The organism is Candidatus Latescibacter sp., from assembly GCA_030692375.1.
Lineage (GTDB): Bacteria > Latescibacterota > Latescibacteria > Latescibacterales > Latescibacteraceae > JAUYCD01.
Window position 1 is genome coordinate 1 of sequence record JAUYCD010000221.1, and the last position, 14,999, is coordinate 14,999.

Below are 14,999 nucleotides of genomic sequence, written 5' to 3' on the forward strand. Positions count from 1 at the left end.
AACATGATAATGGCAGCCCGGTTTACAGGCCAGGCTGCTTTTTTATGGAAATTGTTTAAGTCGTTAACTCAGCAAAGGTGATCATCCGAAATGATAAGATCCCCCCTTACCCCCCTTATTAAGGGGGGGGAAAAAAGAAAATTGTTCATAGAACTATGAAAACATTTATCAGGATTTGACAGAACCCTCTCCTTAAATTCCCCCCTTAATAAGGGGGGATGCCGAAGGCAGGGGGGATATTTAATGACACAGGAGCATTCAATTACTATATATTTCTGACATAACGACATAACCGAAAAAAAGATAATCTCTCGCAAAGTTCGCAAAGAAAGAATTTTGGGCGTTGGACTAATTTCACTCAACTCTATAAATTATCCCAAACTCATTATGGTACACCTCCCGAAGCCCGGGGAACTTGTCATCGATAGTGATAAGACCGCGGAGATACGGGCGGGCGCCCGCCTCGATCACACTGTAAAGGATATAGCGGACTTTCTGCTCATGGCAGAACTTCACCAGCTCCTCGATGGTTCTGGGCTTTTCCGGAAACATCACCGGATTCAGCCCGGCATAATAGGCTGTATGGGGTTTGCGGGCGATGATCTTCTGGGATTTGTCCGGCTCGGCCTTTCCCAATGCCAGCCCCAGGTCCTTAAGGAAAGTTGGGGACTGCTGGATTTCCTTATAAAGCTTCGGCACATTGATAACTGCGCCGGAAAAGGTCGTCAGAACCAGCCCCGCCAGCATGAGCCTTGAGAACCACCGGAGAAACCGGGGCCGTATCCGGACTGTGAACGGCCAGACTGCCGCAGGTATGTACATAGCCAGGAGAAAGAGGGAAAAACGGGCATTATAGAACACGATGGCCAGGATGAGAAAATAGAACACCCCGAATGTGAAGTATCTTATCTGACTCCGGATCGGCCGTATGGAGACAAGGAGAAGTATCATTCCGGTTATTACGAAAACACCGAGCCTCCAGTTCACCAGCTCTTTCATATCGTTCAGAAAATGCCCGGCCATGTTCGAAAGGGTGTGCCTGGTAAAATAGACCGGGTTATAGAGGATGATATCTCCGATGCCGGTAAATTGTTTGGGAAGAGCATCGGTCCAGTTTTCATAGGTGACACCGGCTTTCCCCAGGCCATAATAATCCATCATGACGTTGACATAGTTATCGTTATGAATAGGATTTCCGGTCGTCAGGGCATTGGGAATGAACCAGGGCAGACCGGCCGCGACGAATACCGCCAGCCAGATGCCGAGTTTTTTGAGCCGTCCGGCGAGCGCCTCTTCCGACCATATATAAAAGACCGCGGCGCCCGCAACGATGAAAGCGCCGTTGTACCGGGTCAAAAATGCGATCATCCCGAAAACAGCCGAAAGCACGAGATCGAGCTTCCCCCGCCCGCGGAAAAGAAAGAACAGCGAGAGCGCGCAGATAAGCATGAACGGCATATCCGAACCCGCCTGGTAGGTGAAGTGTAAAAACATGTAGTTGGACATCACCGCGAACAGGGTGAAAACTGCGGTCAGTTTATTGAAAACAGTTCTGACCAGAAAGTAAAGAACCGGCAGGAAAAGAGAGGCGCTGACCAGATTTAAAAGAAGGCCGGCGGTGAAAAAATCTCGCACGACAAGATAGAAACCGGCCAGGAGGAATGAATAGACCGGTCCCTTAGCCCCGTAATTCGACGGTGAGAAATGCCCGGCCAGAAGTTGTTTCGCAGTGGGATACAGCTCTGCGTAGAAATCCGTCTCAACTCCAAGTCCGCCGACTGTGTGGTAGCGGAAAGTCAGCCAGGCCATGATGATGAAAAAAACCGCGGCGGCAGCCCAGGGAAACCACGGCTCGATTTTTTCCGCCGCTTTGACAATTCCCGGCGGGCTAACCACAACCGGAGCAGTTTGAGGACGAGGACGTTTTCCCTGGTCGGGAGGAAGTATTCTTTTTGCCATCTAGGATACCCCAATAATGATATACATGACGACATATTTTACTGCGTTTCTTTTCAGAATAGATGCCGAAACGGTTTCATCGTTCCCGCGAAGTGGCAACAAGTTCGGCATGACACGTGTCATCCTGAACTCGTTTCAGGATCTAAACACTTTTTCACAAGCTTTTAAACTAACATGAACATATGGCGTTTGTCAAGTTTTTAGATACAAAATACTTGGAACTTCCCGCCTGCATGAGTATTATATAAATATCATACAAGTCTGCTGGATAACGGAGGAATTGTGAAACTCAGCATCGTCATTCCTGCTTATAATGAACGGCAAACGATACGGGAGATTGTCAGCCGCGTTCGTTCCACCCCGTTCGATAAAGAGATACTGATCATCGACGACTGTTCTGTCGATGGAACCCGGGAAATTTTGAAAGAACTGGAAAAGGAGCCGGATATCCGCGTTTTCTACCACCCCATAAACCGGGGCAAGGGCGCCTCTCTCCGCACCGGTTTCGGACAGGTAACCGGCGATGTGATCATCGTCCAGGATGCGGATATGGAGTACGATCCTTCCGATTATGGCATCCTGCTTGAACCAATCCTGTCGGGCAAAGCCGATGTGGTCTACGGTTCACGGTTTCTCGGGGGACCGCACCGGGTTCTCTATTACTGGCACTCTGTGGCAAACCGTATTCTTACCCTTTTTTCCAACATGATGACCAATCTCAACCTCACCGACATGGAAACCTGTTACAAGGTTTTCCGCGCAGATATAATCCGGAATATTCGGCTCACTTCCAACCGTTTCGGCATCGAGCCGGAAATTACCGCCAAGATCGCCCGGCTCGGAGCAAAGGTCTACGAGGTCCCCATTTCCTACAATGGACGTAGCTACAGCGAGGGAAAGAAGATTGGCTGGAAAGATGCTTTGAGCGCGTTCTATTTCATCCTCAAATTCAGACTGTTCTCCTGACATGCCCTGGGAACATCACGATACTGGCGCCGAAACACTGCGGCGCATGAACGCCCTCGAGCGCTACAACGACTGGATCATGGAGAAAATTCAGCCCTGGGTGGGAAACCATGTTCTGGAGGTAGGAGCGGGTATCGGTAATTTCTCAGGGTATTTTTTCACCCGTGCGAGCCTGATTCTGACCGATGTACAAGAGGAATACCTGGACGCTCTCAGGAAAAAATTCGGCTCTCTTACCAATGTAACAATCGAGCGGTACGACCTTGATGATTCTGCGGCGCATCTCCGGAATCGAACCATCGATACCATCCTCGCTCTCAATGTGCTGGAACACATCCGTGACGATGTTCACGCGCTCCGTGAGATGGCAACCCTCCTCGTTCCGGGCGGAAGGATCATTCTGCAGCTTCCCGCACACCGTCTGCTCTTTGGAACCCTCGACCGTAACCTTGACCATTTCCGGCGCTATACCAGGCGGGATATCATACGAAAACTTACCGAAAGCGGTCTTGAGCCGGAGCATATTTCCGAATTCAACCTGTTCGGAGCGCTCGGATGGTTCACCAGCTCCCGTATTCTCCGAAAAAAAATCCTGTCTGAAGGACAGCTCGGATTATTCAACCGGCTCACTCCTCTGTTCATGGCGATCGAGAGAAAATTCCCGGCGCCCTTCGGGCTGTCCATCCTTGCAGTGGGAAGAAAAGTTTGAAAACAGAATATCTTATCCGGGCGATCGATCCATCCTACCGCTTTCGGTGGGAACTCTACGACAGTATCCTCAAACGTCTGATAACCCCGGAAATCCGGTGGCTGGACGCCGGCTGCGGGACGAACCTGGCGGTGCAGGAGTTTCCCTGTAGTCTCAATGTAGGCATGGACATGTGGCGGCATCCCGGGCTTCTCCGAAATCCCGGCGCGTTCTTCGTGGCAGGTGATCTTGAGCACATTCCGTTCAAGAATGGGGCGTTCAGCCTGGTATCACTCAACACGGTGGTTGAGCACCTGGAGAACCCGGCGCCGGTTTTCCGGGAGATTCACCGTGTTCTGGCCCCGGATGGTCATCTGCTCATCCATACCACCAACATCCGGTCGCCCATGATTTTCCTGGGGAAAGCACTCCCACAGAGGCTGAGGCGTCTCCTGTTCACCCGCGCGTTCGGAGCTTTGGAAGATGATATTTTCAAGACCTATCACCGGGCCAATACCGCGCATGCCATGAAAAACATACCCGGATTTAAGGTGGTGGAATTTCACGCGGTGCAGGATATCAACCGAACCCGGCGCTCAGTTTTTCTTGTCCTCTTGGGATACCACCTTGTATCGCTGCTTCCGGGACTGCGATGGCTGCGTACGAATATGGTTGTGCTTTTGCGAAAGACCTCCATAGTTGGTAAATTTTGCAGTGCAAAATGAGATAACTCTTTGAGAGGCAGCCCCCTAAATCCCCCGAAGGGGGACTTTGCATCGTTAAGGATAAAAAAGTTTTGTTACGTAAATAATCTAAACAAACCTCAATCTGTCAAGCCTCAGCCAAAGGCTGACTTGCTTGGGCTTGACAGCAACTAACAACATATTTCAATACAGGGTTGGATTGAGATCATTTCCTCAATGCAACCCTTATATGTAAATTTCTTTACCCACTTTTTTGGCGAAGAACCTATTTTAAATACATCCTCCTTAGTCTTATCGATGAATCCCAACTCCCACACGCCTGCAATAATCATGGATCGGGCACTGGGAACACAGCGGCGAAATAGGTTTACAAAGATTTTGACCGAACGACACCAGGAGGTCGTTAAATTCAATCCAATATTTTCTCGGCAGCTTTTCAAGAAGGGCAAATTCAGTTTCGTTTGGTGTTTTTGTGGGAACATACCCCCAGCGGTTTACTATGCGGTGGACATGGGTATCCACACAAATGCCTTCTATACCGTATCCGAGAGTAAGCACCAGATTTGCCGTTTTACGGCCCACTCCCTTGAGGGTCAACAGCTCTTCCATGGTATCCGGTACCTTTCCGCCATACTTATTCACAAGGGTACCGCTGACCTCCTTAATCGTACGAGCCTTGTTATGGTAAAAACCAGCCGGATACAGTGCTTTTTCTATCTCTTCTATCGGTAACTGCGCCATGGCTTCCGGTGTCTCGGCCAGCGCAAACAGACGATTCGATGCTTCTCTCGTCACTTCGTCCTTGGTTCTTAAACTGATTAAGGTGGAAATGAGAATACGGTAAGGGTTTCGCTCTATCTCTGCTATCTCGGTTACAATCGGTCTTCTCCACTGTGCGGACGTTTCGCGGAGTATGTGAATCATGTCGTCAATATCATATCTCACGGTAAATCCCCCCTGTCATACAATTCCTGTTATGTATTGTTAAGTATGCCGTAAACATATATATTTCATGATTATTTTAAAAAACTTTTCTAACCCGGATTATTCATAAACTTACATAAGTATTTTATCAACTTATTTATAAATAAATACTTATACCTACTTTGAGAAGGCAGCCCCCTAAATCCCCCATAGGGGGACTTAACAAGGTAAATATAATAACACGTAAGTGTAACATAGTTAGTAAAATATCTGTTACATTTTGTTTTTTAGTCATTTAAGTCCCCCTTTGGGGGATTTAGGGGGCTGCCTTCCAAAATTAATAATAAGTATTTGTTTAAAAAAGAGTTAAGAAAATGTCGTAGCAAATTTATGAATAATTAGGGTTAAATAAAGTTTATTAAAAAAGGGCTCTTTTTTTTCGTTTAGACCCTGAAACGAGTTCAGGGTGACGCGGTCATGCCGAACTTGTTGCCGCTTGGCGGGAACGATGAAAGCGCAGCGCATCTTTTAGCAACCGTTTCGGCATCTCTATAAGACGAAGCGATCGTATATTTAATCACCGGAAAAATTACCCATAAATCGGAACTTGTATGAAACACGTTTTTTCGATACTATTTTTGTTAACCTCTTCCTCTTTCGCTTTTTCGGATGCTTCCATTTCTCCTTCCCTCTTTTTCATGAGACAGGCGCCGGTACAGAGAACAGTGAAGATTTCGCAATCCCCTGCACAGACAGCCTCCGTAACCATAAAATTTTCTCTGCCTCCGGAAATAAAACTTCTTGAAGATCTTGAGAATCACGGCGTCCGGTTTAAACGTGACAACGGAGTCATTCTCCATTCTCTCCATATTTATCCGGCCGTAATAAATTTGGACAGTCTTTCATCGATTGCGCGATTCCCGGAGATCGAAAAAATCGAAGACTGTTATCGGCCCGCCGCATCATCCACTCTTAATGTTTCCAACCCTCAGGTACAGGCTTCGAAAGTATGGTATTCCGTTCCGAATACCACTATCATTGACGGCGGCGGTGTGACGATAGCTGATATTGATACCGGGATCGACATATTTCATCCCGGTTTTTTTAAGCCGGATGCAGGTTCTTATCAATGGATCGATGTAAATCATTCCGGGGCGTTTGAAAGCGGAATCGATTGCGTCGACCTCAATGGCAACGGTTTATCCGATCCTGGCGAGAATCTCAGATTTTACGACGCCTCTTTCTCCGATCCTCTCCAGATTATGGAACGTACGACCGGTGTTTACGATGCCGATATCGACTGGCTGTATAATGATGCAAATAACAACGGCGTCAGAGATTACGGTCCTTCTGCCGGATTTGGAGAAACTTCTCCTTCCTTTGGAGAAAGACTTTTCATTATCCAGGACACCAACAATAATAACCGTCTCGATCCGGGAGATAATTTGATCGGTCTCGGTACTTCAAAGATCGCCGCAATATTTGACAAAAACGGAAAGCATCTCCGGGGCAAGAATCTCTTATCCACCACCGGCGATCTTTCGAATCATGGCACCGGCGCCTGCGGTATCGCTGGCGGTCAGGTTCCCGGCAGAAGGCTTACCGGCATGGCGCCCGGCGCAGATTTTATCATGATCAATCGTTTGGAAGTCGATGTGGTTGAGGGTGTACTTTGGGCTAAAGGCATCGGAGCAAAAATATTCATGTATGAATACGGTTCCTGGGTGTTCGAGCCTTTGGACGGTTCTTCCAATGTCGAAACGCTCATTTCCGACCTCTACCAGAGCGGCTGCCACCAGTTTACCGCATCGGGCAATCTTGCCGGCCCGACACGAAAAAAACATTCCGCTTTCACACTTCCCGGCGGTTCTCAGGATTCTCTTGTTTTCCGGGTTCCGGATTATAACATTACCGAAGTTTATATCAGCATTATCTGGAGAGGAAGCACCCCAAGACCGGTTATTTCCTATAAATTTAATGGTTCTTTCATCGATATTACCGGTGATATGGTTAAACATACAGTGGGGAAAATTACCGTTCTATCCGGATATGAATATAGTTCACGCGGCACATCGAGAATGGATATTCTCATCTCATCCGATGTAAAAATTACCGGTAACCCTTCTCTGCTTTTCACCAATAATTCCAAGAAAGACATTTTTATTCATGGATATATTGCCGATAATGTCACGCAATGGGTGGACGGCGCTCAATTTACCAATTATGTGACCGACAACGGAACTGTCTGTTCTCCAGGAACGGCTTTGAAAGGCATTACAGTCGGCGCATACGATCCCCGCGGAACCCGTAATATTCAGGGTGATATCAATGATTTCAGCTCCTGGGGAAAAACGGTGGACGGGCGACGGGCTGTGAGCATCACCGCCCCAGGGGACATCGTTTACTCTTTGACTTCTCATTATAATACTAATAACCCTCCCGGCGGATACCTGAATTTCGGGGGTACGAGCGCCGCACTTCCCCATGTTGCCGGCTGCGCCGCCCTCCTGGCGCAGGCAAAGCCGGGCATTTCACCGGATGATCTCGGCAAAGCTCTTCTTAATTATGCGCTCAAAGATAATTTTACCGGCCCGGTTCCGAACGATATATGGGGATATGGCAAACTCAGGATTTATGATTCATTCCATGGTTTGAATATGGTTCCTGTTGCAATTGAAACCTCCCGGCCCTCCGCTTTTTCAGTTTCAGAGGGGTACCCCAATCCGTTTAATTCGACAGTCAATTTCTCTATGACTCTTCCCCAAACATCCTCCGTTGACATATCGATCTATAATATTCTGGGACAAAGAGTAAACAAGTTTGTATTAACGAATCGATCCGGTTACTCTACATTTTCCTGGGATGGAAAGAATGAGCTGGGGAAGACTGTTTCCTCAGGTCTCTACGTTCTTGATTTCTCTTGTGCGGGACAGTCGAAGATAAAAAAAGTAGTATATATGAAGTAACAATCCAAATGAATTACCCGCAACAAGCTGCGATAATCCCCCTGTCACCGAAGGTGACATCCCCCTTGCTAAGGGGGACAAAATAGAAAAACCATTCTACCGCCGATGGTATCGGTTGCCCCCCTTAATAAAGACAGGGGGGATCCTACCCCGCAACAAGCTGCGAGGAATTCTGAGATTAAAACTGTAGCAAAAAAAAACCGCTGATAAACAGCGGTCTTTTTTTATTCATACTATTTTACTCAGAAATCCTTGAACTGCTTCTTTACTTCACCCCAGGAAGAGTTCTTCACATCAATCTTCTGGTTCACTTTGAAGTAACGCGTTCCGAGAAAACGTGTCTTGGCCGTTTCATCGGCGACAGTCACGGAAACCGCTACGGTCAAAGGATCAGTGGTTTTGAAAGTAGCGACCGTTCTGAATATGGCAAAGTAAACCAGGCCCACGGCTGTTTTCGCAGCCGCTCCTGTCCCGGACATGGCATAAGAGACTTCATAATTACCTGGAGTATTTAGCGGGTTTTCCACTTTAAGCAACCCACTGCTTCCAAGAATATTTGTTTCAGTTGGCGGCGTGATAGATGCACCATTAACAGTTATGATATCATTATACGCATCGGGACCGGAAGTCGTTGTCCTGAATTCCGCTTTTGCCACATCCCATTCCATTTTTACTGTCAAGCCCTTGGCGTTATCCCAAGCCTGAGAATAGACTTTGAATCCGACCTGCGTTGTGAGTCCAATGTTTTGGGCTGCCGCGTCTGTCGTTACAAACCCTTTGGTTGCAAGGTCCGAATCAAGCAGAAAGTAAGCATTCTGATTGAACTGGGCCATCGCTGTGTTTGTCAGGAAGAGCGTCAGTAACATCGTACCCAATACTGCCGAGATTTTTCGCATAGTATCTTCCTTTGCTTGCTGAAAAGACAGAAAAGGATGGGAGCTCTTGTCGAGCTCCCATCCCCTTCGATGCAACTACTTGATAAGGTTCATCTTTACAACCTTGCTGTAATTGCCGGCATCCAGTTTGTAGAAGAACATACCGGAAGCAACGGTCTGGCCGAAATCGTTCTTGCCGTTCCAGACCACCCGATAGAAGGAAGCAGCCTGGCTCGTGTTGACCAGAGTGCGAATCTTCTGGCCGGCCATATTGTAGATAGCAAGTTCAACATGGCTGGTCTTGGGTATCGAGTAAGTGATCGTGGTGGACGGGTTGAACGGGTTCGGGAAGTTCTGATTCATGGCGTATACGGTCGGCAGAGCCTTCAACGTAACAGCCGGAGCGCCGGAAACAGCGCTGACCACGTTGTTGATGGCAACTTCCGCATTCACCATTCTCAGATTCATATCGCTGTTCAAGCCCTTGGACTTGAAGCCCAGAGTGATGGTTCCGTTGAACTTATCATTCTGGAAGTACGAAGCGACATCAATTACACCAGGTTTGCTCTCGTTGGCAAGTGAAAGCCCAACAAGACCATTGACGCTTTCCTTGACGAATTCGAAAGCCTTGGTATCGTAGTTAAGGGTGAACGCCACGCCATTATAGGCGGCCGCATCCTTGACATTGATGTTCACGAAGTACATGGAGCTGTTTTCGTTAACCTCAGCCTTCAATTCAAACGGATTGCTGACAGTCTGAACAGCCGGAGTAATCTTCTTGGTGCTCGCGCCCCAGTTGCTTCCGAGGACTACGAGATCGCCCAGATCGACAACGCCGTCTTTATTCAGATCGAACAGCGAAATCCAGGTGGTTGTATCGGACTTCTTGGTGTTCCATGCCTGGCCGAGAAGCACCAGATCAGCAAGACCAATAGTACCGTCGGAGTTGAAATCAGTCCCACTAGCGCCAGCGATTGCAGACATCCCCAGCATGTCGGTGGTCTTGACCAGATGGTCAGGATTGCCGTCAACCAGTTTGATGTAGTAATCGTACACAGTGGTTCCCGGAGTAGCAGTGGCATCCAGGTAGGAAGTGGAGCCGGGTGCGCCGAATCCAACCAGGGTGAAAGTTGTCGTGCCTTTGACAGCGCGATAAATTTCATACCTGTCCACACCCCAGATCGGGAGTGTGAGTCCGTTGAAATTGTAACCGGCTACTATTCCGTGATCCGCATTCGGAGTCCAGGAAACCGTGATGCCGCTTCCCGGAGTATTGTCCGCTGAGAACACGGTGAGAGCAGACGGAACGATGTCATCCACCGAGCCGCCCACAGCCACGTTGCTGACATCGGAGAAGACACCTTCAGCAGCCTTGTCCACACCGTTCAGAAGCTCTGCAACCTTCGCAGAACCGCCGGAAGCTGGACCAGTGGCAGCGGAACTTCCTGCCAGTGTGGTAGCGACCAGTTTCCACTGCATGGTGCCGTTCTTAACGGTTGCAACTACAGTCTGCTGCTTGTTGTTCGTGGGAAGCTGAGCAGGATCAACAGGCCAGATCTGCGCCCAGGCAGTCCACAGCGTATCGGGAGCGACTGTGCCTCTCTTTAACAACTGGTACGATTGTACCGTGTTGTAGGCAGTAGCGCCGGTCATCCCGGGATGCTGAGCGGAAACGGTGAAGTTGACATACACAAATCCGCCGTTGTCTCCCGGTACGTCCGTAACCGCCAGCGCTGTAGGAGCGCCGATGGTGACAGCGTCTTTCAGGTAGTCGGCGAAGACATACCAGGTCGCGACAGCGCCGCCCGAAATCTTGCCTGCCTTCAGAGTTATAAGGCCGTTGGCCAGAGGCGAAGCATTGACCGTTCCGGTGAAGTTGCCGACTGCATTGGCAACTACCGTCGCAGCGGTCGCTTCCAGACCGGCTATGTCAACCAGTTTGACCGATATGGAATCCCCGGCGGTAGCAGTACCGGTGAACGCCACTTTGGTCACGTTAACATTGTTGATCTGCGCCATTGTAGAGGGCACATTATTCAACACAGCCTTGGAAACCGCGATTGCAGGCGGAGGAGGCGGTGTACCAGCGGTTACATTGAACACGCCGGAAGATATGCTGGAAACGGCAGCATCGGAAACCAGTTGAATCTTGGCTTTCAGATTGCTTCCGAGAACCGCAGTCCAGGCAAAATTGCCTGCTGAAGCAACCGTGCGCTTTACAGCAGTCCCCCAGGTAACGCCGCCGTCAGATGAAATGAAGGCGTCCACTGAGTCTGCGGCAACTGTATTGGCCGATGTCCACACGAAGTTGACACTTGCGAGGACGACAAAAGACTCACCCGCAGTCGGATTGCTGAGAGCCAGCATCTTGACCGCAGGAGCGTCGGCGGAAACATTGAACACGCCCGCCGAAACAGCCTTGACCGCAGCGTCGGTAGAAAGCTGCGCCTTGACCTTCAAATTGGAACCTGCAACTGCAGTCCAACTGAAAGCCCCGGCAGAAGCCAATGTACGGGAACCGGCTGCCAATGTCCAGGTAGACCCGCCGTCAGCAGATGTATACACATCAACCGAGTCGGCGGCAACCGTATTGGCGGCTGCCCACTGCACAATGACCGTGGAACCGGTCTTAAACGCTTCGCCGCCGTTCGGATTGCTCAGAGCCAGCGTCTTGGCGTTTGTGACAATATACGCCGTTATTGGCTTAAGGCCGACATTATTGGCCGTCGTAGCCGTCTGAGTGTTTAGGACATTGACAGTAGCCACGTCTTTAACCAATCCGGCGAGTCTGAAACCAATATAGCCGGATTCACCAACGGGCACTAAAGTATTCTGCCAGATTAAATCAACAACTCCTGCAGTCTGGTTAATGTCCTTTATGATTGACGGAACACCAAGATTGACAAGACTTTCGCCGAACATGATAGTGAAATCAGTACCTATCAGTTCATTACCCGTAATAGTTCCGCCAGTCAATATATTGGAAGTATTAACTGTTTCGCTGATGGTGACCTGCATGCTTGTGGTCCCCGTCATCTTGGCGGACATTATTGCGGGTCCGGCGGTATCGGTTGTCGTTCTCGTTACAGTTATAAGTCTGTTCGGCTTATAGTCCGCAACGTTTGCCGCAGTGTCGCCTGTAATCGTGATCGCAGGAATCGCCTGGGTATCGCCTGCGGTCTGATCAGGACCAGACAATTCCTTAACCATGAGCCAGAGTGTGTTATCCGAGGCGGTGTCGCCAACGTTTATTACTTTCACCAGTTCATCTGCGGCGAAAGCAATGCCCCGTGCTACAGCGTCGGTCGTAGCAGTCGTCTGCTCGGCCGCGGTGCCCACGAAGTTCAGACCGATAACCGTATATCCGGCGACCGCCCAGTTTGGCAGAGCGGTGTCAAGGGATATCTTGGCGCCTCCGTTATAACCGGTGAGGGCAACGTCGTCAACCGTTTCGCTGAACGTAAGCTTGATATGGTCGACCCAGCCGTCATTATCCACATCCTTGGTCTCGGAAGATATAAGCATGGGAGGGATGACGTCGTTGATGGTAACATTTATGATCTGGAGATTGTTGCCAGCAGTACTCATGTCCTTTATGTTACCGAGCACCGCAACCTTGAGCGAATCACTCTCTACATCATAGACGAGTAACGTTGCGTCGGTTGTAAGTCTGGCCTCATTATCGGTCGACGCGCTATTATCCACCAAACCGGCGATCGCAGCAGCATTCGCTCCCGTGTTGTATATATTGACGTATGCCAGGTCTGTAGCAGCAATAGTATTCCCTACACCTGTTCCCTTTACAAATTCGGAAAACGTCAGGTAGATGTTTGTGGAGTTAACCTGACCGACCGCCTTGACGATAACAGGATCTGCTCCGTCTGACGTTTCAGTGAATACTGTTACCGAAGTCATCAAAACTGGCTGCCAGAAAGTTACCCAGGCGTTGCCGGCAGCATCTTTGATACCGCCCTGGCTTGTGTAGGTAAGATTCGGCTTCTTGTCAGTATCCCAGGGATGTGAACCGTAAGCGGTAGACGCATCCTTATTGGACATGCCCGCGATGGATAAAACAGTCGTTCCGCCGCCAGTTATCAGGGCTGTTTTAAGGTTCATTGTGTTCTCAACAACACCCGCCGTTATTGCCGGGGTTGCGAAGGCATTCCGTGCCGCCGCCGAGTCTGCATAAGCAATGCTCACATTCTCGGAGTAGGTGATGAAAAAGCCGTCGATATAACCGTCGGGAATACCGACGTCGCGGTCGCTGGTCGAGAAGTCCTCTGTGGCGACTGCATATGCAACGGGCGGAGCTCCGTCTGTGGTTCCAGTGAAGGTCACAGTAGTGAGTAAATTGCCCGCATTGTCTTTGAAGTCGTCGGAGCCATCCTGAGTGATGGTGAAATTGGGCTTGGCACTGGTGTCATACCCTACCTCACTGAAGAGCAGGGTCAGAACATCTCCCGCCGCGATCGAAAGATCCGCGGACTTGACATACCCGACAGGATTTCCGACATTGTTGTCCCAGTTGGCATCGATAATAGTGCCGGCCGGTGGGCCGGTAGGAATGTTGAGGGTTACCGCTTCGCTGAACGTTACAGTAATTTTGTCAATCTTTCCGTTCTTATTGGCATCGCCGGTCACCGCAGTCTTAATTACCGGCTTGGCCTTGTCACGTTCTGTGGCGGTAGCAGCCAGAACATCATTGAGCTTGGCGTTGATGTTGCCGGAAATACCTGCAACATAGCCGTTCTGTTTGGCATAGGTCGTCTGCGGTGTAACACCTGTATCCATGGTGGAGCCTTCAGTAAGGAACAGGGTCAACGCAAAAGGACCGTCAGATGAACCGCCTCCGGAGTTGTCAAGCCCAAGCTTCGGGAGACGGGCGGAATTAAACGTGTAAAGCGCAACCGTCCATCCGCCGTAGTTCGCAACCGTCGCCGGATCCACGTAGTAGTCGAAGAACACGACTGCACGGTCGAGTTTCCCGTTGCCGTCCCAGTCGTATAACTCGATGCCGCGGTTGGTTTCATCAACCTGGGGAGTAACATACGAGGAGATAAATTGGGTTCCGTCGTATGCAGGGTTGCATACTCCATTGCCGCCGTCCTGATACGAAGTATTATACCCCGTAAGAGTTCCCCACCAGTTGAACTTGGCGTCGATCCCGGTGAGGGAGCTCGTCGCTCCGACAGTTAGATGGCCGCCGTTTCCATTCGAATCGGTTCCGGTGGTCATCGGGTACTGGATATTGTTGTAGTTGATGTGAATGTTTGCTTCGTTCACATCTGCAGTAAGCCACTTGTTAAACTTGACTGCATACTGGTTGTTCCCGTTCGTTGCAGTCGAACCGAAGTGATTGCCCTTGATCAAGATGTCTCCGGCCGCGGCTAAAACACCAGCAACCTTAGTACCTGCACTGTTTGCAGCCACATCCGAACCATTAGTACTTTGGATCAGGATGGCGTTGGACTCGGTGAATTGGTTGACCTCGATTCTGATGTTATTGATGACTTCATTACTCGGGGTCGCGCCATCACTATGAATCTGCAATGTCGCCTTGCTTACCACGTTCCCGGTGACATTCAGACCAGTCAGAGATGTAACCTTATCCGACGAAAAAATCATAAGGGCGCTCGGAATGCCGCCAGCGCCGTTGACGCCGTTGAATGTGTTGCCGAGAATGTCCATGCTGGCGACAACTGCGGCGCCAACAAAAGCGATACCTATGTTGCCGGGTGAATCGATGGTAAAAGTGCAGTTTTCAATCTGCCAGCCGCTCACAGCTCCTGCAAACTGAACCGCAGTTAACGCAGTTGCACCGGACTTGAACGTGGAATTGTACAATCTGGCGTTATTGATTCCCGTTGCGACTAATACAGCTGGAGTCGCAGCACCTTTGCTGCCATTTAAGGAGATA

The 14,999-nt window shown here is 49.6% G+C and carries 8 protein-coding genes; 4 read left to right on the forward strand and 4 right to left on the reverse strand.

Going from position 1 to position 14,999, the window contains the following annotated elements; genetic code table 11:
* Nucleotides 1-354: 354 nt before the first annotated feature.
* Nucleotides 355-1,959 carry a glycosyltransferase family 39 protein gene (locus Q8O92_13555; protein MDP2984340.1) on the reverse strand — a complete coding sequence of 535 codons (1,605 nt, stop codon included), beginning with the start codon at nt 1,957-1,959 and terminating at the stop codon, nt 355-357.
* Nucleotides 1,960-2,241: 282 nt separating this feature from the next.
* Between Q8O92_13555 and Q8O92_13560 the strand changes: the two genes are divergently transcribed.
* From Q8O92_13560 to Q8O92_13570, 3 genes are read left to right on the forward strand one after another with little or no spacing between them, the layout of a single operon-like run.
* A complete protein-coding gene (locus tag Q8O92_13560) occupies nt 2,242-2,925 on the forward strand; it encodes a glycosyltransferase family 2 protein (GenBank protein MDP2984341.1) in 684 nt (227 codons plus the stop codon).
* Between the two features lies 1 nt (nt 2,926).
* Nucleotides 2,927-3,634: a class I SAM-dependent methyltransferase gene (locus Q8O92_13565; protein MDP2984342.1), complete on the forward strand. Its 708-nt coding sequence runs from the start codon at nt 2,927-2,929 to the stop codon at nt 3,632-3,634.
* Nucleotides 3,631-4,338: a class I SAM-dependent methyltransferase gene (locus Q8O92_13570; protein ID MDP2984343.1), complete on the forward strand. Its 708-nt coding sequence runs from the start codon at nt 3,631-3,633 to the stop codon at nt 4,336-4,338. The genes Q8O92_13565 and Q8O92_13570 overlap by 4 nt, the downstream gene beginning before the upstream one ends.
* A gap of 270 nt (nt 4,339-4,608) precedes the next feature.
* Here the strand turns inward: Q8O92_13570 and nth are convergent, their stop codons facing one another.
* Nucleotides 4,609-5,241: an endonuclease III gene (gene nth, locus Q8O92_13575; GenBank protein MDP2984344.1), complete on the reverse strand. Its 633-nt coding sequence runs from the start codon at nt 5,239-5,241 to the stop codon at nt 4,609-4,611.
* 611 nt (nt 5,242-5,852) lie between these two features.
* Here nth and Q8O92_13580 point away from each other — a divergent pair.
* Nucleotides 5,853-8,207, forward strand: a complete 2,355-nt coding sequence (locus Q8O92_13580; protein ID MDP2984345.1) for a S8 family serine peptidase — start codon at nt 5,853-5,855, stop codon at nt 8,205-8,207.
* A 242-nt stretch (nt 8,208-8,449) separates the two neighbouring features.
* Here the strand turns inward: Q8O92_13580 and Q8O92_13585 are convergent, their stop codons facing one another.
* Complete coding sequence (locus Q8O92_13585) at nt 8,450-9,103, reverse strand: hypothetical protein (protein ID MDP2984346.1); 654 nt, start codon at nt 9,101-9,103, stop codon at nt 8,450-8,452.
* Nucleotides 9,104-9,178: 75 nt separating this feature from the next.
* Complete coding sequence (locus Q8O92_13590; GenBank protein ID MDP2984347.1) at nt 9,179-14,926, reverse strand: T9SS type A sorting domain-containing protein; 5,748 nt, start codon at nt 14,924-14,926, stop codon at nt 9,179-9,181.
* Nucleotides 14,927-14,999: the final 73 nt, after the last annotated feature.